Source organism: Pseudomonas sp. Pseusp88 (genome assembly GCF_047303955.1).
In the GTDB taxonomy this organism is placed as follows: domain Bacteria; phylum Pseudomonadota; class Gammaproteobacteria; order Pseudomonadales; family Pseudomonadaceae; genus Aquipseudomonas.
The window spans coordinates 38,876-60,172 of record NZ_JBGLYM010000020.1; the positions used below are offsets into that span (position 1 = coordinate 38,876).

Sequence of the window (21,297 nt, forward strand, 5' to 3'; positions counted from 1 at the left end):
ATGAACCCGGAGTATCTGCCTGTCTGGTTAGCTGGCTATACTCCGTTTCGGACAATCAGCCACTCAAGACGGACATCATGGCCACAAAGATCGTCAACATGCCCAGAGAGCCGGTCAGTGGCCTGGATTTCGACCAGCCGCTGTTCATTTATCTGCGCTACGGCGAGTTTGATGCCGACAGTTACAGCGACCCGCACAGCCATACCTGGGGCCAGCTCAACTACGCCTCCCGTGGCGTGATGCAAATCGAAGTCGGCGGCCAGCGCTTCCTGTCGCCGCCGCAATATGGCGTCTGGGTGCCGCCAGGCATGGAGCACAGCTGTTATATGCGCGATGCTGTGGTCTATCGCTCGGTCTACATTGCCAGCGAGCAGTGCGCTGATTTTCCGGGTGAGCCTTGCACCCTTGAGATCGGCGCGATTCTGCGGGCCATCTTCGGTGATTTCGCCGAACGCGATGTGCGCATCCCTGAGACGCCCGCTGATATTCGCCTGGCGCAGGTGCTGATCGACCAGTTGCGTAGTGCACCGCTGCAGACGCGCTATCTGCCCTACGCGCAAAGCTCCGGCCTGGCTTTGGTGATGCAGGCACTGCAAAGCGACCCCAGCGACAACCGCACCCTGGCCGAATGGGCGCAACAGGTTTACGTGAGTGAGCGCACCCTGGCCCGCCAGTGTCTGCGCGAACTGGGCATGAGCTTTGGTGACTGGCGTCAGCGGTTGCGCTTTCTGGCAGCCATCGAAGCGTTGGATACTCGCCGCACAGTTCAGGAAATCGCCTTCGACATGGGTTACAGCAGCGCCTCGGCTTTTATCGCCATGTTCCAGCGCCAGGCCGGTTGCACGCCGGAACAGTACCGTCGCCAGGGCGGCAGCCACGCCTGACATGTCTCGCAACATTTGTTGACTACACTTGAAGACAGACTGCGCTGACCGGCGCAGCGGTCTGGGAGATGGATCGATGAAGCTATTGCGTGTTTCTCTGTTGTGCGTGGGCCTGCTCATGGGTACTCAGGGCTTTGCCGCCACCGCGCAACAAAACAAAATGACCACCTGCAATGCCGATGCTACGGCAAAGTCGCTCAAGGGCGATGAACGCAAGACCTTCATGAGCACCTGCCTCAAGGCCGCCCCTGCGGCGACTGCACTTACCCCGCAGCAGGAAAAAATGAAGTCCTGCAATGCTGATGCTGCGAGTAAGGCGCTCAAGGGCGATGCGCGCAAGACCTTCATGAGTGACTGTCTCAAGAAGAAATAATTCTTCACGGATAGCCTGGCCGACAGCAAAGCCGCGCCAACCTTGATGGCGTCAGGGTTGGCTTGAAAAACGCGCTTTCACTCTCACTCATCAGATGACTGGTTCTCGCCCCGGAACGCTGGCAGACTGCCCACCTCTTTACGCTGCGGGTTCGAAGGGCTATGCCAACGTTTTCTTCACGTCAGGTCTTGTTGGCCAGTTGGGTCATCATCATTGGCGGCTTGCTTCTGGTCATGCCGCTGACCTTGCTGCCCAGCCTGCTGGCAGGGCTTCTTGTCTACGAACTGGTGAACATGCTGACCCCGCTGTTGCAGCGGCTGGTTGCAGGGGAGCGCGCCCGTTGGGTGGCGGTGGCCTTGCTGGGGACTTTGGTGGTGAGCGTGTTGGCGCTGATTTTCGCTGCCGCCATCAGCTTTGTCCTGCATGAGGCGGAAAACCCCGGCGCCTTTCTCGACAAATTCATGACCCTGGTAGACCGCGCCCGTGGTCAGTTGCCGCCGATGATCGATAACTACTTGCCCGCCAGCGCTGCCGAGTTCCAGGTGTCACTGGGCGAGTGGCTCAAACGCCACGTCGGCGAGCTGCAAAGCCTTGGCAAAGGTGCGGCGCATACCTTCGTCACCTTGCTGATCGGTATGGTGCTGGGGGCGATCATTGCCTTGCAGAAGATTTCCGAAGTACATACCCGCAAGCCCTTGGCCGCTGCGTTATTTGACCGTCTCAGCCTGCTCAGCAGCGCATTTCGCAATATCGTTTTTGCCCAGATCAAGATTTCCCTGCTCAACACCGCGTTTACCTCGGTGTTCCTGGCGGTTGTCCTGCCGTTGTGCGGCATCCATCTGCCACTGACCAAGACCCTGATCGCCCTGACCTTCCTGCTCGGCCTGCTGCCGGTGGTAGGCAACCTGATGTCCAACACCCTGATTTTTATCGTCGGCCTGTCGCTGTCGATCTGGGTCGCGTTGGCGGCGTTGGGCTATCTGATAGTGATCCACAAGGTCGAGTACTTCCTCAACGCGCGGATTGTCGGCGGGCAGATCAATGCCAAGTCGTGGGAGCTGCTGCTGGCGATGCTGATTTTCGAATCGGCGTTCGGCCTGCCGGGGGTGGTGGCAGGGCCGATTTATTACGCCTATCTCAAGAGCGAGTTGCGTAACGCGCAGTTGGTTTGAGGCAGATGTAAAACAATGTGGGACCGGCTTTAGCCGGGAATGCGACTTCCCGGCTGAAGCCGGTCCCACAAGAAACCATTGAGCAATCAGCCGTAACGCTTCTTCGCCTCGATCGCCAGGCCGCTGCCGATGCTGCCAAAGATATTGCCTTCCACATGGCGGGCATTGGGCAGCATCGCCGAGATGCTGTTGCGCAGCGCCGGGATGCCGCTGGAACCGCCGGTGAAGAACACCGTATTGACCTGATCGACCCTTGCGCCCGCCTTGACCAGCAATTCGGTCACGCTGTTGCGCACCCGCTCCAGCAGCGCGTCGATGGCGGCTTCGAACATCACCCGGCTCAAATCCACGCTCAGGCCCGCTTCGATGCGGTCCATCGGCAGGTGGCGGCTTTCGTTGTGGGTCAGCTGGATCTTGGTTTCTTCCACTTCCATCGCCAGCCAGTGCCCGGCGCGCTGATCAATCAGCTTGAACAGGCGATCGATGCCCTGGGTGTCTTCGATGTCGTAGCGCATGCTGCCCAACGCCAGTTGGGATTTCTGCGAGTACACCGAGTTGATGGTGTGCCAGGTCGCCAGGTTGATGTGGGTGCTGGTCGGCATATAGGCACCGCTTTTCATGCGGCTGCCATAGCCGAACAGTGGCATCACGCCTTGCAGGCTTAGCTGTTTGTCGAAGTCAGTCCCGCCGATGTGCACGCCGCCGGTGGCCAGAATGTCTTCGTGACGGTCATCATAGAAACGTCGATCCGGTGACAGGCGCACCAGGGAGAAGTCCGAGGTACCGCCGCCGATGTCGACGATCAACACCAGTTCTTCACCGGTAATGGTCGACTCGTAGTCAAAGGCCGCTGCGATGGGCTCGTACTGGAACGAAACTTCCTTGAAGCCGATCTTGCGCGCCACTTCGGCCAGGGTGTCCTCGGCGTCCTGGTCGGCGGCGATGTCGTCATCGACGAAATGCACCGGGCGGCCCAGTACCACCTCTTCGAACTCACGGCCTGCGGTGGTTTCGGCGCGCTTCTTCAACTCGCCGATAAACAGCCCCAGCAGGTCCTTGAACGGCATCGCCGTGCCCAGCACGCTAGTGTCGTGCTTGATAAGCTTGGAGCCCAGCAGGCTCTTGAGCGAGCGCATCAGCCGGCCTTCGTAACCCTCCAGGTACTCGTGCAGGGCCAGGCGGCCGTACACCGGGCGACGTTCTTCCATGTTGAAGAACACCACCGAAGGCAGGGTGATCTTGTCGTCCTCCAGCGCAATCAGCGATTCCACGCCAGGTCGCAGCCAGCCGACCGTGGAATTGGACGTGCCAAAGTCGATACCGCAGGCACGGGCCGGGGATTGGTCATTCATGTCTTTTACGTTCCAGTCAAAAAACGGCCGCGCAGTGTATGTCAGTGCAGGCCGGATGCGTAGGGCGAAACATCGGGAATACAAACTTATCTGTATTTCATCGCCTGACTTGAACTAAGGGCTTTGACCCCCAATCTTGAAGGCATTCCCGGGCGACGAACGTGCGAGGCTTCAAGTCAGCGTGTTCGGCTGCCGATACACTTCAACGCCAATTGATCCAGATGCCCTTTCAATGAAGCAGATGCGCTGCGCAAAGCTCGAAGGCGTCTGGCTGCTGGAAACCTGAGGATGGTAACCACTCGATGGATTTCAAAGACTATTACAAGATTCTTGGGGTTGACCCGACTGCGGACGAGAAGGCCATCAAGGCCGCGTACCGCAAGTTGGCCCGCAAGTATCACCCTGATGTGAGCAAAGAAGCCGGGGCCGAGGACAAGTTCAAGGAAGCCGGTGAAGCCTACGAAGTGCTGGGTGACGCGGAAAAGCGCGCCGAGTACGACGAAATCCGCAAATACGGCCAACAAGGCCGGCCATTTCAAACGCCACCGGGCTGGCAGAGCCGCACCGGTGCGGGCGCCTATGAGAGCAATGCGGACTTCTCCGAGTTCTTCAGCTCGATCTTTGGTGGTCGTGGGCAAGGTGCGGGCGGCGGTCGACCACGTAGCCAGGCGCGCAAGGGCCAGGATGTCGAGATGGACCTGGCGATCTTCCTCGAAGAGACCCTGGCCACCGAGTCCAAGCAGGTCAGCTTCAAAGTGCCGCAGCACAACGCGGCGGGCCAGCGCATGGCTGATATCACCAAGACCCTGAACGTGAAGATCCCGGTCGGTGTGGTCGATGGCGAACGCATCCGCCTCAAGGGCCAGGGCGCACCGGGCGTTTCCGGTGGTGAAAATGGCGATCTGTACCTGACCATCCGCCTGGCCCCGCATCCGCGCTTCGAGATCGAAGGCCATGACCTGGTCATCAGTGTGCCCTTGGCGCCTTGGGAAGCCGTGCTCGGCACCAAGGTCGCGGTACCGACCCTGACCGGCAAGATCAACCTGACCATCCGCCCCGATAGCCAGAACGGCCAGCGCTTGCGGGTCAAAGGCAATGGCTTGCAGAACAAGCAGGGCGGCCGTGGCGACCTGCTGGCACAGATCAGGATCGTCATGCCCAAGACCACTGACGACGCTACCCGCGCCCTGTGGAAGGCCCTGGCGGACAAGGCTGGGTTCGATCCGCGGGCGCAGTGGAACTGATCCGTTGCCGGACCTTCAGGGTTTGTGCAGGGGCGTTGGAGCGAGGCTTGCCCGCGAATAAGGTCTTGCAGACGATACATTTATCGGATGCACGGTCCTCTTCATGGGCAAGCCTGTCGCCCATCAAATGATGCAAAAGCTACTGACTTCTCGGCAGCACCACGGTAAAGGTGGTGCCGTCGCCTATGGTCGAGGTCACGGTGATGCTGCCGCCGTGGGCCATGACCACTTCCTTGACGATAAACAGCCCCAGGCCAAGGCTGGTCGAAGGATTTTGTGGGCTTGAGGTCTCGCTGGTGGCCCGTACTAACGGGTCGAAGATACTGCCGATGGCGTCTTCGGCAATAGGCTCGCCCTTGTTGTGTACGCTCAGGACCACATGGTCGTCTTCGCCGATGAGCCTGATATCGATCTCATGGTGATCGGCGCCGTGCTGAATTGCATTACCGATCAGGTTTTGCAGCAGTTGATTGAGGCGCCCGTGATCCCACTTGCCCTGAGTATCGCCGTGCACTTGCAACTGCGGGTTTTGCCCCGGCCGGGCGGCGCAGGCTTCGGCGATGGCTTCGCGGCAGGCGCTGGCCAGGTCCATGGGCTTGCAGTCGATGGGCAGGCTGGCGCCCAGGCGGCTACGGACGAACTCCAGCAGGTCGCTGACCATACTGGCCATATGCCGAGTGCCGAGCTTGATATGGGAGATGTAGGCCAGCGCCTTTTCGTCCAGATTGGCATTGCGTGCCAGGCGTTCGGTGGACATGCTCACTGCCTGTAGCGGTGCGCGCAGATCATGGCCGAGGATGGCCAGGAAAATATCCCGTGAGCGGTCGACCTGCTCGGCATAGGCGGCGGTGGACTCGGCCAGGGCTTCGTCGATGGCTTCGTTGAAGCGGATCATGTCCTGAAGATTGGCGATATCCGGCGAGGTCAGGCTATCGACCCACAAGCGAATGACCGTGGCGCGCAGATGGCGAAACTCCGAGGTCATTTGCACCAGGTCGAAACCGACGATATGGCGCAGTTCGCCATGACTGGCCGCAGCCTGGTCCAGGCTCGGAGTCTTGCCCGACTCCTCCCCCTTGGCCTTTTCGGCCTGCTCCCGCTTGCTTTGCGCGGTCTGCATGTCCCGCGACGCAGCCAGCAGGATCGATTTGGCATGGTCGCGCAGGCCGACGCTATCCATTGAGTCGGCTGCGGGCTTCAGGGTTCTGGCAAAGTCTTCCCATTCGTCGACGATGCGATCTACATGGGCAACGATAAAGTCGGACAGACGCATAACCAGTTACCTCGACGAGAAGCCCGTGATCTTAGCGCCTTTGCGGTTTCCGACAAATAGCCGTTGCGCGGTTATAAAACGGACTTAACTGAATACTGAAACCTCGACGAACAGGTCAGTGTCATTTTTGCCAGTGGACAGGCTGTCGGCCGATAGCGAATCAGTACGTGGGGGGAGAAAGCGGGAAGGGAGAATCATCATGTTGAAAGAGGATTTCGCCGCGTTTGTAGAAACGCAGATCAATGAGGCTGCGCAGGGAATTGCAACAAATAAGAGCGTAAAACGCGATGACGTCGGATTCGGCCAGCTTGGGTTTTATCTGGCACTACGACGCTGGTTGCTGGGCCAGTCCAGTGCCGAAGATATCGGCCTTTTTGATGCCATGAATGATTCACTGCAGGCCTTGCAGTTATTGAAGAGCGGAGAATCCTTTTTAGCGCGTCTCAAGATGACTGAGCCCCCTGGCGATAGCGTCATTATCGTCGACGATACCTCATTGCAAAAATGGGTTGCGCAAGACGACGCACCGATGCTGGTCGAGTTCAGCCAACCTGGCGTCAATGAGTTCGGCGAACCGGACAAGAGTGCGAAGACCGGAGAAATCATGGACCGATTGGCGAAGGACTATGCCGGTAAGGTCAGGTTTCTTCGCGCTCCTATGGCAGCCTGTGCAGCCTCAGCCGAAAAATACGCGGTCACGTCCGTACCTGCGGTGCTTTTTCTCAAGAATAATCAGGTAGCGGAAAGCGTAGTCGATTTCCATTTGGTGACCTGGTACCGGCAGAAAATTGAGTCGTTGTGGTCCATCGAGCCGGTTTGAAGGGCCCTCACAAGTCTTCGTGCCGGAGCACAGGCCCATTCTCTCTGATGAAATGGTCATGATCCTCAATCCGCCCGTTTCCGACAGACAGCCTGCGTACGTTAACAAAACGACCTTTACTTGAAGAGGCTCCATCACTATCGCGGCCTCTGCACGTTGTCGATTTCCCGGTGCCCTTTTTGTCAGGTTGAGACTAGCCAGGAGCATAACCAACCAGGGAGATGGATCATGAGTGTCATAACCGTTACAGATTCAACCTTCGAAGCAGAGGTACTGCAAAGTGCAATACCTACTGTGGTTGAATTCACCACCCGTATAAAGACCAATAAAAGTGGTGCTGACAATGCCAGTGCAAAAATGGACAAGACTATCGACAGTCTGGCTGCCAGCTACGCTGGCACAGTCAAGTTCGTCAGGGTTGAGATCGAATTGGATCAGGACCTGAAGGACACCCTGAACCCGTCGACTTCGGCGAAATACGAAATCAATCACGGGCCAACTCTGGTGCTGATCAAGGGTGGGGCGCGGGCGAAAGACAGCAGTGGTACGCAGGTGGATGATCTGGTGGGTAACTATACAGACGAGCAGGTACGTACCTGGGTCAGCAGAATCGGTGGCGGCAAACTTTAGCCTGCGAGATGCACAGGGCCTGGCTGCGAAGCGAGGCCCTTGCTGTTTACCCGTCAGAACAGAAAGTAGCGCTGCGCCATCGGCAGTACATCCGCCGGTTCACACCATAGCAACACGCCATCGGCCTTGACCTGATAGGTCTGTGGGTCTACCTCGATGTCCGGCAGGTAGTCGTTGTGAATCAGGTCTTTCTTCTGCACGCTGCGGCAGCCTTTGACCACGCTGATCTGTTTTTTCAGACCAAGGGTCGCGGGAACGCCTGCATCGAAGGCCGCCTGGCTGATGAAGGTCAGGCTGGTGGCGTGCAGTGAGCTGCCAAAGCTTGCGAACATCGGGCGGTAGTGCACCGGTTGCGGGGTCGGGATCGAGGCGTTGGCGTCGCCCATCAGGCTCGCGGCAATGGCGCCGCCCTTGAGGATCAGGGTCGGCTTGACGCCGAAGAACGCCGGGCGCCAGAGCACCAGGTCGGCCCACTTGCCCACTTCGATCGAGCCCACTTCATGGCTGATGCCGTGGGTGATGGCCGGGTTGATCGTATATTTTGCGATATAGCGCTTGGCGCGGAAGTTGTCGTTACCTTCGCCATCCTGAGGCAGCGGGCCGCGCTGCCTCTTCATTTTGTCGGCGGTCTGCCAGGTGCGCATGATCACTTCGCCAACCCGGCCCATGGCCTGGCTGTCAGAGCTGAGCATGGAGAACGCGCCCAGGTCGTGCAGGATATCTTCGGCGGCGATGGTCTCGCGGCGGATACGGCTTTCGGCAAAGGCGACGTCTTCGGCGATGCTCGGGTCCAGGTGATGGCAGACCATCAGCATGTCCAAGTGTTCGTCGATGGTGTTGCGGGTGAACGGCCGCGTCGGATTGGTCGAGCTGGGCAACACGTTGGGGAAGCCGCAGGCCTTGATGATGTCCGGGGCATGGCCTCCCCCGGCGCCTTCGGTGTGATAGGTGTGGATGGTGCGGTTCTTGAACGCGGCCAGGGTGGTTTCGACGAAGCCGGATTCGTTCAGGGTGTCGGTGTGAATGGCCACCTGCACGTCATACTCGTCCGCCACGCTCAGGCAGTTGTCGATGGCCGCAGGAGTGGTGCCCCAGTCTTCATGAAGCTTGAGACCAATGGCCCCGGCCTTGACCTGTTCGACCAACGGCCCTGGCAGGCTGACGTTGCCCTTGCCGGTGAAGCCGATGTTCATCGGGAACGAGTCCGCAGCCTGGAGCATACGCGCCATGTGCCATGGCCCCGGGGTCACGGTGGTGGCGTTGGTGCCCGTGGCCGGGCCGGTGCCGCCGCCGATCATGGTGGTCACGCCGCTCATCAGGGCTTCTTCGATCTGCTGCGGGCAGATGAAGTGGATGTGGGTATCGACGCCACCTGCTGTCAGAATCATGCCTTCACCGGCGATGATCTCGGTGGCCGCGCCAATGGCAATGGTCACGTCCGGCTGGATATCCGGATTACCGGCCTTGCCGATGGCGGCAATGCGGCCGTTCTTGATGCCGACGTCGGCTTTGACGATGCCCCAGTGGTCGATGATCAGGGCGTTGGTGATCAGGGTGTCGACCACCTCGGCAGCCAGCAGTTGGCCCTGGCCCATACCATCACGAATGACCTTGCCGCCGCCGAACTTCACTTCTTCGCCGTAGGTAGTGAAGTCTTTCTCGACTTCGATCCACAGCTCGGTGTCCGCCAGGCGAACCTTGTCGCCAACGGTGGGGCCGAACATGTCGGCGTAGGCTTGTCTGGAAATCTTCATCGGGATTCCTTGAATTCATTGAATGCTGTATTTCAGCCGTTCTCCGTTGGAGCGAGGCTTGCCCGCGAACCAGTTGACGCGGTGTGTCAGGCAAACAGCGTTGAGGCATTCGCGGGCAAGCCTCGCTCCTGCGGGCGGCGAGTTGGATTAATCCAAATTGCCCATCACCCGCCCGGCAAAACCGAACACCCGGCGATGCCCGGCCAGGTCCACCAATTCCACCTCTCGCGACTGCCCCGGTTCGAAGCGCACGGCGGTGCCGGCCGGGATGTTCAGGCGCATGCCGCGGCTGGCGGCGCGGTCAAAGGTCAGGGCGTCGTTGGTTTCGAAAAAATGAAAGTGCGAGCCGACCTGAATCGGCCGGTCGCCGCTGTTGGCGACGCTCAAGGTAATCGTGCGGCGCCCGGCATTGAGTTCGATGTCACCGGGCTGGATCTGGTATTGGCCAGGAATCATGCGGGTTGTCCCAAGGTCTTGAAGTAGATGGCGGTCGGCGTGTAGCGGCCGTCCGGGCTTTGGCAGTAGTTGGGCAGTTCGCCCACCCGGGTGTAGCCCAAGGCGCGATAGAAGGCCTCGGCGGCGGACCCGGCTTCGGTGTCCAGGTACAACAGGCCGCGCTTGTGCTGCTGGGCCATCTGTTCGACGGCTTTCATCAGCTGGCTGCCCAGGCCGCGGCCCTTGGCGCTGTCGCGCACCATGAGCTTCTGGATTTCGGCGCGGTTGCGGCCATTGGCTTTCTGGCACAGGGCCAGTTGGGCGCTGGCCAGGACTTCTTCTTCCTGGACCACTACCCACAACAACAGGCTGCCGTTGGTGACTTCACTTTTCAGGCTGTCACACCAGGCGTAAGCCTGCTCGCTGTCCAGGTCGGCCATGAACCCTACCGAGGCGCCGTGCTGCACGGCATCCAATAACAGTTCGACCAAACCATGGCGGTAATGCGCAAAGCTTTCAGCGTTCACACGTCGTAACTGGGCGGGGTTCATGGGCTGCTCTCTAGTGGGTTTGCGGAGCTTGTGAGGCCGGGGCCGTGGCGCCCGGCGACAGGTCCAGTTGCATGAAGGTCAGGTCCAGCCAGCGGCCGAACTTGGTGCCCACCTGGGGCATCTGCCCGGTGGTGATGAAACCGAGGCGTTCGTGCAGGCCCACCGAGGCGGCGTTACCGCTTTCGATAGCGGCGACCATCATGTGCTTGTCGCACAGACGGGCGCGTTCAATCAGGGCTTGCATCAGCAGCGGGCCGAGGCCTTTGCCGCGTTGATCGGCGCGCACGTAGACCGAATGCTCGACGGTGTGGCGGAAGCCTTCGAAAGGGCGCCAATCACCAAACGAGGAATAACCCAACACCTGACCGTCGTCCTGAACGGCGACGAGGATCGGATAGGCCTGCGCTTTGCGAGCGTCAAACCAGGCCTGGCGGTTGGCCAGGTCCACGGGTTGTTCGTTCCAGATCGCCGTGGTGTTGAGCACGGCGTCGTTGTAAATGTCCCGCACGCCCGGCAGGTCGGTGGGCAGTGCATCGCGAATCAGGAAAGTCATGGTCGGTTCTGCGTCCTTGGTGTTGCTCGGCTCAGGCGATCGGCTGGTGCACCGTGACCAGTTTGGTGCCGTCAGGGAAGGTGGCCTCGACCTGAATCTCCGGGATCATTTCCGGGATGCCTTCCATGACCTGTTCACGGCTGAGCAGGGTGGTGCCGAAGTGCATCAGTTCGGCGACGGTCTGGCCATCGCGGGCGCCTTCGAGCAGGGCCGCTGAAATATAGGCCATGGCTTCCGGATAGTTGAGCTTCACACCTCGCGCCAGGCGCCGTTCGGCCACCAGGCCGGCAGTGAAGATCAGCATTTTGTCTTTTTCGCGTGGGGTCAGGTCCATTGTTCAATCCGTTCTTGAATTCAGTTTGTCCGTCCGGGCGTTTTCGCGGCTGAATCCGCTCCCACAGGTAATCATTGTTCTCTGTGGGAGCGGATTCATCCGCGAAAGCGTTGGTCCCGACGATGAAATATTTCAGGTACTCCAGATCCTCGGTGCCACCGCCTCGCGCCCCAGCAATACCGGGCGCAACAGCTTCCACAATTCAATCAGCCAGGCCCGGGCATGTAGTGCCTCAAAGGCCAGGCAGCGAGCGACCAGCAGGCCCGGTAGTTGGGTCAGGTCACCGCGCACGTTCTTGCTCAACGAACGGCAGGTTTCCAGCAGTTCGCTATCGATCTCGCCGGTGATCAGCAGGGTGGCGAATACGCTCTTGCCGTCCAGGCCCATGGGCGAGTCGAGCAGGCCGTCACCGCCGATGATGCGTTGTCGTTCGTGCCAGAGCAATTGGCCGTCGCGACGGATATCCAGGTGCGACTGAAAATGGCCCTGAGCGAAACGCTCGTCGCTGGCCGGCCGACCCAAGGCCACCACATCCCAGTAAAGCAGGCGGGCGTCGCCTTGCAGCTCGACGCGGGTGGTGAGTTCGGCCTGGGCCGCACTGAACACGATGGTTTCCTGAGGCAGCCATTCCAGGGTGGCGCCGGCCGCAACCTTCAACTCAAGCTGCTGATAGGCCGGGCCTGCGGCGCGATACCATTTGGCCGCGCCGGGGCTGGTCAACTGCGCCCAGGCGTCGGTGCCGACCGTGGCCGAGATATTCAGCCGGTCACCGCCCGCGATGCCGCCTGGCGGGTGGACGATGATGTGCTGGCAGACTTGCGGGCCTTCGGCGTACAGGTGCTTTTGTACCCGCAGCGGGCCGATGTGGCGCCGTTGCACCGGCCGCGTGCTGTCGCCGAAACGCCCATAGCCCAGCTCCAGCTCGGCGTGCCAGCTGGGGGTGAACAGGGCGGTGTGGGCAGGAAGATTCATAGGGGTCTTTGTCGTTCTGTGAAGGTGAGCACCTTAGATCAAATTGTTACCAGGCCGCGAACACCTTCGCTTTCCATATTCTCGCCACGGCCCTGCTGGACGATTTCGCCACGGGACATCACCAGGTACTGGTCGGCCAGCTCGGCGGCGAAATCGTAGAACTGCTCCACCAGCAGGATGGCCATATCGCCGCGCTCGGCGAGCTTCTTGATCACTGCGCCGATCTCCTTGATCACCGATGGCTGGATGCCTTCGGTGGGTTCGTCGAGGATCAACAGGCGCGGCCGACTGGCCAACGCCCTGCCGATGGCCAGCTGTTGTTGCTGGCCGCCGGAGAGGTCACCGCCGCGCCGATGTTTCATTTGCAGCAGCACCGGGAACAGCTCGTAGATAAAGGCGGGCACTTCTTTCGCTTCGGAGCCGGGAAAGCGTGACAGGCCCATCAGCAGGTTTTCTTCGACGGTCAGGCGCCCGAAAATCTCCCGGCCTTGCGGCACATAGGCGATGCCGGCATGCACCCGTTGGTGGGGCTTGAAGCCGGTGATGGCCTTGCCTTCCCATTGCACCGAGCCCTCTTTGGACGGCAACAGGCCCATCAGCACCTTGAGCAACGTGGTCTTGCCGACGCCGTTACGGCCCAGCAGGCAGGTCACTTCGCCGATCTTCACATCGAAGGACAGACCGCGCAGGATGTGGCTGCCGCCGTAGTATTGGTGAAGCTTTTCGACTTGGAGCATTCGTTCGTTCCTCACAAGCGGCGAGCTACAAGCTTCAAGCCGCAAGAAAAAGCAGTTCGGAGTACGCGCTTCTAGCTTGTCGCTTGCAGCTCGAAGCTCGCAGCTGGGCGCTTTCAGCGCCCCAGATAGACTTCGATCACCCGCTCATCCGCCTGCACGTCTTCCAGCGATCCTTCCGCCAGCACGCTGCCCTGGTGCAGTACGGTGACGTGGTCGGCGATGGTGCCGACAAAGCCCATGTCGTGCTCCACCACCATCAGCGAATGCTTGCCTGCCAGGCTTTTGAACAGTTCGGCGGTGAATTCGGTTTCGGCGTCAGTCATGCCTGCCACCGGCTCGTCGAGTAACAGTAGTTGCGGGTCCTGGACCAGCAGCATGCCGATCTCGAGGAACTGTTTCTGGCCGTGGGACAGCAAACCTGCCGGGCGATGCATGGAGGTGGTCAGGCGGATGGTGTCGAGCACTTCGGCGATGCGGTCCTGCTGCTCGCCACTCAGACGCGCGCGCAGGCTGGCCCAGACCGATTTGTCGGTCTTCTGCGCCAATTCGAGGTTTTCGAACACGCTCAGGGCTTCGAACACCGTGGGCTTCTGGAATTTGCGACCGATCCCGGCCTGGGCGATCTGCACTTCGCTCATCTGGGTCAGGTCCAGGGTTTCGCCGAACCAGGCCTTGCCGTGACTGGGGCGAGTCTTGCCGGTGATCACGTCCATCAGGGTGGTCTTGCCCGCGCCGTTGGGACCGATGATGCAGCGCAGCTCGCCAACACCGATGTACAGGTTCAGGTCGTTCAGAGCCTTGAAGCCGTCGAAGCTGACGCTGATGTCCTCCAGAGTCAGGATGGTGCCGTGGCGCGTATTGAGGCCTTGCCCAGCTGCCTGGCCGAGGCCGATGGCATCACGGCTGGTGCCGGCGTCCTTGTTCGGCGACAGCAGTGGCTCGTAGGCCGGTTCCAGCATGAACGAGGGAGTCGGAGTGGTTTTCATTGTTCGCCCCTTTTCTTGAGCAGACCAATCACACCCTTGGGCAAGTACAGGGTCACGATGATGAACAGTGCGCCGAGGAAGAATAGCCAGTACTCGGGGAAGGCCACGGTGAACCAGCTCTTCATGCCGTTGACCAGCCCGGCGCCGAGCAGCGGGCCGATCAGGGTGCCGCGACCGCCGAGGGCGACCCAGACGGCAGCCTCGATGGAGTTGGTCGGCGACATTTCGCTGGGGTTGATGATGCCGACCTGAGGAACATACAAGGCCCCGGCCAGACCGCACAACACTGCGCTCAACACCCAGACGAACAGCTTGAAACCGCGTGGATCGTAGCCGCAGAACATCAGGCGGTTCTCGGCGTCGCGTACGGCGGTCAGCACCCGGCCGAACTTGCTCCGGGCCAGGCGCCAGCCGAGCAGGAGGCTGGCGACCAGCAACACGACGGTGGCGATAAACAGCGCCGCCCGAGTGCCCTGGGAGCTGATGCTGAATCCGAGGATGCTGCGGAAATTGGTGAAGCCGTTATTACCCCCGAACCCGGTTTCGTTACGGAAGAACAGCAACATGCCGGCGAAGGTCAGGGCCTGGGTCATGATCGAGAAATACACGCCCTTGATCCGCGAGCGGAAGGCGAAGAAACCGAAGACCAGCGCCAGCAGCCCTGGCGCCAGTACCACCAGACACATTGCCCAGAGGAAGTGCTGGGTGCCGCTCCAGTACCACGGTAGTTCGGTCCATGACAGGAAGGTCATGAAGGCGGGCAATTCATCCCCCGATGCCTGGCGCATCAGGTACATGCCCATGGCGTAGCCGCCGAGGGCGAAGAACAGGCCGTGGCCCAGGGAAAGCAGCCCGGCGTAGCCCCAGACCAGATCCAGGGCCAGGGCGACGATGGCATAGCACAGGATCTTGCCCACCAGGGTCAGGGTATAGGCCGACACTTGCAGGCCGTTTTCGGCGGGCAACAGTGATAGCAGGGGCAGGGCCAGCAGCACCGCAAGCACGACGGCGGCAATCGCCAGCGTGCCCTTGGGGCCGACCTTTTGTGCAGCGGTTAGCATCAATGGCTGGCTCATCAGTCGATCACCCGTCCTTTCAGTGCGAAGAGGCCTTGCGGACGTTTCTGAATAAACAGAATGATCAGCGCCAGGATGAGGATCTTGCCCAGTACGGCGCCGATCTGCGGTTCGAGAATCTTGTTGGCGATGCCCAGGCCGAAGGCCGCGGTGATGCTACCGGCCAACTGGCCGACACCGCCGAGCACCACCACCAGGAACGAGTCAATGATGTAGCTCTGGCCCAGGTCCGGGCCAACGTTGCCGATCTGGCTCAAGGCCACGCCACCAAGCCCGGCGATGCCGGAGCCGAGCCCGAAAGCCATCATGTCGATGCGCCCGGTAGGCACACCGCAGCAGGCGGCCATGTTGCGGTTCTGGGTCACTGCGCGCACGTTGAGCCCCAGGCGGGTCTTGTTCAGTAACAGCCAGGTCAGCAGCACGACGAACAGAGCGAAGGCGATGATGACGATACGGTTGTACGGCAGCACCAGGTTGGGCAACACCTGGATCCCGCCCGACAGCCATTGTGGGTTGGCGACTTCGACGTTCTGCGCGCCGAAGATCAGCCGTACCGCCTGGATCAGCATCAGACTGATGCCCCAGGTGGCGAGCAGGGTTTCCAGCGGGCGTCCGTACAGGTGGCGGATCACCGTGCGTTCCAGTGCCATGCCGATCAACGCAGTGATCAGGAACGCCACCGGCAGCGCGACCAGTGGGTAGAGCTCCAGTGCTCCCGGTGCATAGCGTTGGAAAAACAGTTGCACCATGTAGGTCGAGTAAGCACCGAGCATCAGCATCTCGCCGTGGGCCATGTTGATCACGCCCAGCAGACCGAAGGTGATCGCCAGACCCAGGGCCGCGAGCAGCAAAATCGAGCCCAGGGAGATACCACTGAATACCTGACCCAGCACTTCGCCGATCATCAGCTTGCGTTTGACCTGTGCCAGGCTGGTCTCGGCGGCCAGATGCACGGTGGCATCCGGCTCGACGCCGGGGGCGAGCAAGCCTTCGAGGCGGGTGCGGGCCAGCGGGTCGCCGGTTTCACCCAGCAGGCGCACTGCCGCCAGGCGGATGGTCGGGCTGCTGTCCACCAGTTGCAGATTGGCCAGGGCCAGGCTCAGAGCGCTGCGCACACTGGCGTCGTTTTCGTTGGCGACCTCACGGGTCAACAGGTCGAGCTGCGCGGGGCGGGCGCTTTTTTGCAATTGCAGGGCGGCGTTCAGGCGCAGTTTGGCGTCAGCAGCCAACAGTTGGTGGCTGGCCAGGGCGTTTTCTACCAGGCCGCGCAGTCGATTGTTCAGGCTGATGGCCTGGGGTTCATCAGGTGTCGGCGCGTCGGCGGCGGCAGGCGCGGCGGGATCGACAGCGGTGAAGCTGTCGCCACTCTGGATATAGGCGCGGTTGCTGCTGTCGGCAGCTACCCGGCCTTCCTGCAGGGCGATGATCAGTTCGACACGGGCCGGGTCGGGCTTGGCCGCCCAGGCTTCGAGCAATTCGGCACGTTCGGCGGATTCACCGGCGACAAAGTCACTGGCATCGCTGGCGTGGGCTGCCAGGGGCAGCAGTAATGCGAGGGCAAGGATGATGCGGTGCAAGGCATTGGGCATATCGGGTGATCCTGTTTGGCAAATCCCCGTGGCGAGCGATGGGTGGGAGCGGATTCATCCGCGAAGACGGCATTGCAAACAATGGAAACTCATTGAATGTACGGGCCTTTTCGCGAATGAATTCGCTCCCACAAACCGCTCCCACAGGACTTACACAATGGCCTCGCTTAGTTACTCTTCACCGCATAGTCAGGCTTCTTGTCGTTGCCAGGGATGAACGGGCTCCACGGTTGGGCACGGATCGGCTCCTTGGTTTTCCAGACAACGTTGAACTGACCGTCAGCCTTGATCTCGCCGATCATCACTGGCTTGTGCAGGTGGTGGTTGGTCTTGTCCATGGTCAGGGTGAAGCCCGACGGCGCGGCGAAGGTCTGGCCGGCCATGGCTTCGCGAACCTTGTCGACGTCGGTGGACTTGGCTTTTTCGACCGCCTGGGCCCACATGTGGATGCCCACGTAGGTGGCTTCCATCGGGTCGTTGGTCACGGCCTTGTCAGCGTTCGGCAGGTTGTGTTTCTTGGCGTAGGCTTTCCAGTCGGCGACGAACTTGGTGTTGACCGGGTTTTTCACCGATTCGAAGTAGTTCCAGGCAGCCAGGTTGCCCACCAGCGGCTTGGTATCGACGCCGCGCAGTTCTTCCTCGCCGACCGAGAAGGCCACCACCGGTACGTCGGTGGCTTTCAGGCCCTGGTTGCCCAGTTCCTTGTAGAACGGCACGTTGGAGTCGCCGTTGACGGTGGAAATAACGGCAGTCTTGCCACCGGCCGAGAATTTCTTGATGTTGGCCACGATGGTCTGGTAGTCGGCATGGCCGAACGGGGTATAGACCTCTTCGATATCCTTGTCCGCTACACCTTTGGAGTGCAGGAACGAGCGCAGGATCTTGTTGGTGGTGCGCGGGTAGACGTAGTCGGTGCCCAGCAGGAAGAAGCGTTTGGCCGCGCCGCCGTCTTCACTCATCAGGTACTCGACCGCAGGGATGGCCTGCTGGTTAGGCGCTGCACCGGTGTAGAACACGTTTGGCGACATTTCTTCGCCTTCATACTGCACAGGGTAGAACAGCAGGCCATTGAGTTCTTCGAACACCGGCAGGACTGATTTGCGCGATACCGACGTCCAGCAGCCGAACACTACGGCGACCTTGTCCTGGGTCAGCAATTGACGGCCCTTTTCGGCGAACAGCGGCCAGTTGGAGGCCGGGTCGACTACCACAGGCTCAAGCATCTTGCCGTTGACGCCGCCCTTGGCGTTGATCTCGTCGATGGTCATCAGGGCCATGTCCTTGAGCGATGTCTCGGAAATGGCCATGGTCCCGGAAAGCGAATGCAGAATGCCGACCTTGATGGTCTCGGCAGCTTGAACGGTCCATGTAAGGCCCATGGCGGCGATGGACGCGGACAGGGTGAAAGCTTTGATCAGACTGCGACGCTTCATTGGGCTTGCTCCATTCTTGGATTTAGACAAGGCGTACTGGGAAACTCATCTCTCCCTGATCTTTAGCAAAGGCTGGGCCAACGGAAGAAAAGTCGTTGTAGAGCAGTAAGTTGACTGATCAGGCAGGATATATCGCACCAAGGTGGGACTTGGGTGTGGTGCATGGATGTTAGAGCGCGCTCCGATGGTGCGTCGGGGGGGCTGGCTTTAGCCGGGAAAGCGTATTCCCGGCTAAAGCCGGTCCCACAGGGTTCAAGTTTTACCGTTTGCGCATCAACCCGATAAAAAACAACCCGCCAATCGCCGCCGTAGCCACGCCTATGGGCAGGTCTTCCGGCGCTATCAGAGTGCGGGCGGCGACGTCGACCCAGATCAGGAACAGGCTGCCCAATAGCACGCACACCGGCAGTAGACGCCGATGCTCGGCCCCGACCAGGCGCCGGGCGATGTGCGGGACCATCAGGCCGACAAAACCGATGGAGCCGCTGATTGCCACCATGACCCCCGTCATCAGCGAGGCAATCAGGAACACCTTGATGCGTACATGACGGGCGTTCAGGCCCAGGGTCACGGCGGTCTGCTCGCCCGCCATCAGGGCATTCAAGGCCCGGGCCATGGCCAGCAGCAGGATCAGGCCGAGCAACACGCTGATGGCCGGAATGCCCAGCAGCTCCCAGCGGGCCAGACCGAGGCCGCCGAGCATCCAGAACATCACAGCTGAGCTTGCGCGATGGTCACCCAGAAACAGTAACAGGTTGGCCAGAGCCATCATCACGAAGGACACGGCGATACCGCACAGCAACAGGCGGTCACTGTCCAGGCGCCCGCTACGGCTGGCGATCAGCAACACCATGAACATGCTCAACATCGCGCCGATGAACGCCGCCAGGGGCAGAGTCAGCACGCCGATGATTTCACCGACATGCAGCACTACGATCACTGCGCCCAGGGTCGCGCCGGAGGTCACGCCCAGCAGATGCGGGTCGGCCAAAGGGTTGCGGGTCACCGCTTGCAGCACCGCGCCGGTCAACGCCAGCCCGGCTCCGACCAATGCACCGAGGAGCATGCGCGGGATGCGGATCAGCCAGACAATATGCTCCTGCCCGGCTGTCCAGGTCGGGGTGTCCGGACCGAGGCCGAACAGCTTGTGCAGCAGGATCTGCCCGACCACCTGGGCCGGCACCGGCGCCGGGCCAAAACCCAGAGACAGCACGCAGGATAGCAACAAGGCGGTGAGCAGGGCCAGGAGCAGCAGGCGGTAGCGGTTAACAACGCTCATATCAAACACAGCAAAACCTTAGGCTTGGAATTAAATCTTCCTGCAGGTCCGTGTTTGCTCCACGGCAAAGTTCCTCGGGGATTTGTGTCTGTCACCGTTGCGCTCCGTGAAACCCGGCCGCCAGGGTCTCAATGGCATCGATATTGTCGATTCCCGGCGTTGCCGCTACGTACGGGATGACGACAAAGCGCTTGTTGCGAATCGCGTCCACTGACTGCAGCGCCGGGTTGTTGAGCAGGAATTGCTCTTTCTGCTCGGCGGTGACTTCGCCGTAATCGACGATGACGATCACCTCGGGATTGCGCTCCACCACGCTTTCCCAGTTGACCCGGGTCCAGCTGGCTTCGATGTCGTCCAGCACATTGCGCCCGCCCGCTGCGCTGATCAGCGCCTGGGGCATGGCCAGGCGGCCCGAGGTCATGGCGCGGTCTTCGCCGCTGTCGTAAAGGAACACCCGTGGCCGGGTGGCGGGCAGGGCGGCGGTGATTTTCGCCACGCGCTGCTGCATGCCGGCGATCAACTGCTCGGCACGATCCTGTACGTCGAAGATCTGCCCCAGGTTGCGCAGGTCACCGTACATCATGTCCAGGCTGGCAGGCGGGCGTTTCATCACGAAGGCGCATGACTCGGTCAGCTCAAGGACCTTGATCCCCAGAGGCGCCAGAGTCTGCGGGGTCAGCTCGCCGCCAACGCGCATGCCGTAATCCCAGCCAGCAAAGAAGAAATCGACGTTGGCATTGAGCAGGGTTTCCACCGAGGGATATTTGCTCGCCAGTTCCGGCAGGCCGTCGAGGTCATGGAGCATTGTCGGCGGCAGGGTTTTCCAGCCGCTGATGCCACTGAAGCCGACCATGCGCGAGCGCAGCCCAAGGGCCAGCATCATCTGGGTCATGTTGATGTCATGGCTGACAGCGTGGCTGGGTGCATGATCAAAAGTCACCTGGCGGTCGCAGCTCTGCACGGTGACCGGGTAATGAGTGGCTTCGGCCATGGCCTGACCGGTCAGGCCCAGCAGGCTGAAAAATAAAACCGCGCGTAATGGTGCAGGCAGAATCATGGGCGGGTAATCCAGGTAATACGTGGGTAACCGGAAATCGGGTGATCGTCGACCAGGGCTTCGACGCCAAATACTTCGCGCAGCAGCTCGACGGTCAAGACTTCGCGAGGGCTGCCACTGGCGATGATGCGTCCGCCATCTATGACGTACAGGCGGTCACAAAACGCGGCGGCGAGGTTGAGGTCATGAATGCTGGCCAGGGTGCCGATGCCCAGGCGCTTGACCTGTTGCAGCAGCTCCAGCTGATAGCGCGGGTCAAGATGGTTGGTCGGTTCGTCAAGGATTAACAGCTGCGGTTGCTGGGTCAGGGCTCGGGCCAGGATCACGCGCTGTTTTTCCCCACCGGACAGAGTCGCGAAGGCGTGATCTTCGAAACCCTGCATACCTACGGCGTGCAAGGCCTGGCAGGCGATCTCCCGGTCGGCTTGGGTGTCGCCGTCGAACAACGCCTTGTGCGGCGTGCGGCCCATGGCGACCACTTCATCGACATTGAGGCCAAAGGCGTCGGGGAACTCCTGCAGGACCACGGCGATGCGTTGTGCGGCCCAGCGTGGGGATTGGGTCCACAGATCGACGCCATCGAGCAAAACCTGCCCTACCGTTGGTCGGGTAAAACGATAGGCGCAGCGCAGCAGGCTGGTTTTGCCACTGCCATTGGGACCGATCAAGCCGACAAATTCGCCCGCTGCCACCCGCAGGCTGACATCGCGCAATTGGAACTGATGATGGCAATGATCCTTTTCCAGGGGCGACCAGCATAGATTGGAGAGTGTCAGAGAGCTCATTCGAGGGT

General features: G+C 60.6%; 22 protein-coding genes. 6 read left to right on the forward strand and 16 right to left on the reverse strand.

Annotated elements, in window-relative coordinates; all coding sequences use genetic code 11:
* The first annotated feature begins 77 nt into the window (after positions 1-77).
* From ACCD02_RS21860 to ACCD02_RS21870, 3 genes are all read left to right on the forward strand, one after another.
* Positions 78-884, forward strand: coding sequence for an AraC family transcriptional regulator (locus ACCD02_RS21860; protein ID WP_413306425.1), 807 nt, complete (start codon positions 78-80; stop codon positions 882-884).
* A 76-nt stretch (positions 885-960) separates the two neighbouring features.
* A complete protein-coding gene (locus ACCD02_RS21865) occupies positions 961-1,257 on the forward strand; it encodes a PsiF family protein (RefSeq protein WP_413306428.1) in 297 nt (98 codons plus the stop codon).
* Between the two features lie 161 nt (positions 1,258-1,418).
* Complete coding sequence (locus ACCD02_RS21870) at positions 1,419-2,429, forward strand: AI-2E family transporter (RefSeq protein WP_259110822.1); 1,011 nt, start codon at positions 1,419-1,421, stop codon at positions 2,427-2,429.
* Positions 2,430-2,515: 86 nt separating this feature from the next.
* On the opposite strand, the gene ACCD02_RS21875 is transcribed toward ACCD02_RS21870, so the two are convergent.
* A complete protein-coding gene (locus ACCD02_RS21875; RefSeq protein WP_413306431.1) occupies positions 2,516-3,781 on the reverse strand; it encodes an Hsp70 family protein in 1,266 nt (421 codons plus the stop codon).
* Positions 3,782-4,083: 302 nt separating this feature from the next.
* On the opposite strand from ACCD02_RS21875, the gene cbpA reads away from it, so the two are divergent.
* A complete protein-coding gene (gene cbpA, locus ACCD02_RS21880; protein ID WP_413306433.1) occupies positions 4,084-5,025 on the forward strand; it encodes a curved DNA-binding protein in 942 nt (313 codons plus the stop codon).
* 139 nt (positions 5,026-5,164) lie between these two features.
* Here cbpA and ACCD02_RS21885 read toward each other — a convergent pair whose 3' ends face one another.
* Complete coding sequence (locus ACCD02_RS21885) at positions 5,165-6,298, reverse strand: sensor histidine kinase (RefSeq protein ID WP_413306436.1); 1,134 nt, start codon at positions 6,296-6,298, stop codon at positions 5,165-5,167.
* 199 nt (positions 6,299-6,497) lie between these two features.
* On the opposite strand from ACCD02_RS21885, the gene ACCD02_RS21890 reads away from it, so the two are divergent.
* On the forward strand, positions 6,498-7,118 hold the full coding sequence (locus tag ACCD02_RS21890) for a hypothetical protein (RefSeq protein WP_413306438.1): 621 nt from the start codon (positions 6,498-6,500) through the stop codon (positions 7,116-7,118).
* Between the two features lie 228 nt (positions 7,119-7,346).
* Complete coding sequence (locus ACCD02_RS21895; RefSeq protein ID WP_413306441.1) at positions 7,347-7,748, forward strand: thioredoxin family protein; 402 nt, start codon at positions 7,347-7,349, stop codon at positions 7,746-7,748.
* A 53-nt stretch (positions 7,749-7,801) separates the two neighbouring features.
* Here ACCD02_RS21895 and ureC read toward each other — a convergent pair whose 3' ends face one another.
* The 14 genes from ureC to ACCD02_RS21965 all read right to left on the reverse strand — a co-directional run bounded on the left by ureC (position 7,802) and on the right by ACCD02_RS21965 (position 21,289).
* Positions 7,802-9,502: an urease subunit alpha gene (ureC, locus tag ACCD02_RS21900; protein ID WP_413306444.1), complete on the reverse strand. Its 1,701-nt coding sequence runs from the start codon at positions 9,500-9,502 to the stop codon at positions 7,802-7,804.
* 147 nt (positions 9,503-9,649) lie between these two features.
* Positions 9,650-9,958, reverse strand: a complete 309-nt coding sequence (locus tag ACCD02_RS21905; RefSeq protein ID WP_413306447.1) for an urease subunit beta — start codon at positions 9,956-9,958, stop codon at positions 9,650-9,652.
* Complete coding sequence (locus tag ACCD02_RS21910; RefSeq protein ID WP_413306450.1) at positions 9,955-10,488, reverse strand: GNAT family N-acetyltransferase; 534 nt, start codon at positions 10,486-10,488, stop codon at positions 9,955-9,957. Before ACCD02_RS21910 ends, ACCD02_RS21905 begins: the two co-directional genes overlap by 4 nt.
* 10 nt (positions 10,489-10,498) lie before the next feature.
* A complete protein-coding gene (locus ACCD02_RS21915) occupies positions 10,499-11,041 on the reverse strand; it encodes an N-acetyltransferase family protein (RefSeq protein ID WP_413306453.1) in 543 nt (180 codons plus the stop codon).
* A 31-nt stretch (positions 11,042-11,072) separates the two neighbouring features.
* The gene (gene ureA, locus ACCD02_RS21920; protein WP_218227681.1) at positions 11,073-11,375 is read right to left on the reverse strand and encodes an urease subunit gamma; all 303 of its coding nucleotides are present in this window, start codon (positions 11,373-11,375) and stop codon (positions 11,073-11,075) included.
* 132 nt (positions 11,376-11,507) lie between these two features.
* Positions 11,508-12,347, reverse strand: a complete 840-nt coding sequence (locus tag ACCD02_RS21925) for an urease accessory protein UreD (RefSeq protein WP_413306456.1) — start codon at positions 12,345-12,347, stop codon at positions 11,508-11,510.
* A gap of 38 nt (positions 12,348-12,385) precedes the next feature.
* Positions 12,386-13,084 carry an urea ABC transporter ATP-binding subunit UrtE gene (gene urtE, locus ACCD02_RS21930; RefSeq protein ID WP_413306459.1) on the reverse strand — a complete coding sequence of 233 codons (699 nt, stop codon included), beginning with the start codon at positions 13,082-13,084 and terminating at the stop codon, positions 12,386-12,388.
* A 113-nt stretch (positions 13,085-13,197) separates the two neighbouring features.
* Positions 13,198-14,070, reverse strand: a complete 873-nt coding sequence (urtD, locus tag ACCD02_RS21935) for an urea ABC transporter ATP-binding protein UrtD (protein WP_413306461.1) — start codon at positions 14,068-14,070, stop codon at positions 13,198-13,200.
* The gene (gene urtC / locus ACCD02_RS21940) at positions 14,067-15,146 is read right to left on the reverse strand and encodes an urea ABC transporter permease subunit UrtC (RefSeq protein WP_413306464.1); all 1,080 of its coding nucleotides are present in this window, start codon (positions 15,144-15,146) and stop codon (positions 14,067-14,069) included. Before urtC ends, urtD begins: the two co-directional genes overlap by 4 nt.
* The gene (gene urtB, locus ACCD02_RS21945) at positions 15,146-16,735 is read right to left on the reverse strand and encodes an urea ABC transporter permease subunit UrtB (protein ID WP_413306467.1); all 1,590 of its coding nucleotides are present in this window, start codon (positions 16,733-16,735) and stop codon (positions 15,146-15,148) included. The genes urtC and urtB overlap by 1 nt, the downstream gene beginning before the upstream one ends.
* A gap of 167 nt (positions 16,736-16,902) precedes the next feature.
* Positions 16,903-18,168: an urea ABC transporter substrate-binding protein gene (urtA, locus tag ACCD02_RS21950; protein WP_259110862.1), complete on the reverse strand. Its 1,266-nt coding sequence runs from the start codon at positions 18,166-18,168 to the stop codon at positions 16,903-16,905.
* A gap of 259 nt (positions 18,169-18,427) precedes the next feature.
* Positions 18,428-19,447, reverse strand: a complete 1,020-nt coding sequence (locus tag ACCD02_RS21955) for a FecCD family ABC transporter permease (RefSeq protein WP_413306469.1) — start codon at positions 19,445-19,447, stop codon at positions 18,428-18,430.
* A 91-nt stretch (positions 19,448-19,538) separates the two neighbouring features.
* Positions 19,539-20,438 (reverse strand): ABC transporter substrate-binding protein, encoded by a 900-nt coding sequence (locus ACCD02_RS21960; protein ID WP_413306622.1) that lies wholly within the window; start codon positions 20,436-20,438, stop codon positions 19,539-19,541.
* 62 nt (positions 20,439-20,500) lie between these two features.
* Entirely contained in the window at positions 20,501-21,289 is a 789-nt protein-coding gene (locus ACCD02_RS21965; RefSeq protein WP_413306472.1) for an ABC transporter ATP-binding protein, read from the reverse strand.
* Positions 21,290-21,297: the final 8 nt, after the last annotated feature.

Bases quoted from the DNA above. Each gene is read 5' to 3' on its own strand.
- ACCD02_RS21860 (WP_413306425.1), top strand. From the start codon at position 78: ATGGCCACAAAGATCGTCAACATGCCCAGAGAGCCGGTCAGTGGCCTG.
- ACCD02_RS21865 (WP_413306428.1), top strand. From the start codon at position 961: ATGAAGCTATTGCGTGTTTCTCTGTTGTGCGTGGGCCTGCTCATGGGT.
- ACCD02_RS21870 (WP_259110822.1), top strand. From the start codon at position 1,419: ATGCCAACGTTTTCTTCACGTCAGGTCTTGTTGGCCAGTTGGGTCATC.
- ACCD02_RS21875 (WP_413306431.1), bottom strand. From the start codon at position 3,781: ATGAATGACCAATCCCCGGCCCGTGCCTGCGGTATCGACTTTGGCACG.
- cbpA (WP_413306433.1), top strand. From the start codon at position 4,084: ATGGATTTCAAAGACTATTACAAGATTCTTGGGGTTGACCCGACTGCG.
- ACCD02_RS21885 (WP_413306436.1), bottom strand. From the start codon at position 6,298: ATGCGTCTGTCCGACTTTATCGTTGCCCATGTAGATCGCATCGTCGAC.
- ACCD02_RS21890 (WP_413306438.1), top strand. From the start codon at position 6,498: ATGTTGAAAGAGGATTTCGCCGCGTTTGTAGAAACGCAGATCAATGAG.
- ACCD02_RS21895 (WP_413306441.1), top strand. From the start codon at position 7,347: ATGAGTGTCATAACCGTTACAGATTCAACCTTCGAAGCAGAGGTACTG.
- ureC (WP_413306444.1), bottom strand. From the start codon at position 9,502: ATGAAGATTTCCAGACAAGCCTACGCCGACATGTTCGGCCCCACCGTT.
- ACCD02_RS21905 (WP_413306447.1), bottom strand. From the start codon at position 9,958: ATGATTCCTGGCCAATACCAGATCCAGCCCGGTGACATCGAACTCAAT.
- ACCD02_RS21910 (WP_413306450.1), bottom strand. From the start codon at position 10,488: ATGAACCCCGCCCAGTTACGACGTGTGAACGCTGAAAGCTTTGCGCAT.
- ACCD02_RS21915 (WP_413306453.1), bottom strand. From the start codon at position 11,041: ATGACTTTCCTGATTCGCGATGCACTGCCCACCGACCTGCCGGGCGTG.
- ureA (WP_218227681.1), bottom strand. From the start codon at position 11,375: ATGGACCTGACCCCACGCGAAAAAGACAAAATGCTGATCTTCACTGCC.
- ACCD02_RS21925 (WP_413306456.1), bottom strand. From the start codon at position 12,347: ATGAATCTTCCTGCCCACACCGCCCTGTTCACCCCCAGCTGGCACGCC.
- urtE (WP_413306459.1), bottom strand. From the start codon at position 13,084: ATGCTCCAAGTCGAAAAGCTTCACCAATACTACGGCGGCAGCCACATC.
- urtD (WP_413306461.1), bottom strand. From the start codon at position 14,070: ATGAAAACCACTCCGACTCCCTCGTTCATGCTGGAACCGGCCTACGAG.
- urtC (WP_413306464.1), bottom strand. From the start codon at position 15,146: ATGAGCCAGCCATTGATGCTAACCGCTGCACAAAAGGTCGGCCCCAAG.
- urtB (WP_413306467.1), bottom strand. From the start codon at position 16,735: ATGCCCAATGCCTTGCACCGCATCATCCTTGCCCTCGCATTACTGCTG.
- urtA (WP_259110862.1), bottom strand. From the start codon at position 18,168: ATGAAGCGTCGCAGTCTGATCAAAGCTTTCACCCTGTCCGCGTCCATC.
- ACCD02_RS21955 (WP_413306469.1), bottom strand. From the start codon at position 19,447: ATGAGCGTTGTTAACCGCTACCGCCTGCTGCTCCTGGCCCTGCTCACC.
- ACCD02_RS21960 (WP_413306622.1), bottom strand. From the start codon at position 20,438: ATGGCCGAAGCCACTCATTACCCGGTCACCGTGCAGAGCTGCGACCGC.
- ACCD02_RS21965 (WP_413306472.1), bottom strand. From the start codon at position 21,289: ATGAGCTCTCTGACACTCTCCAATCTATGCTGGTCGCCCCTGGAAAAG.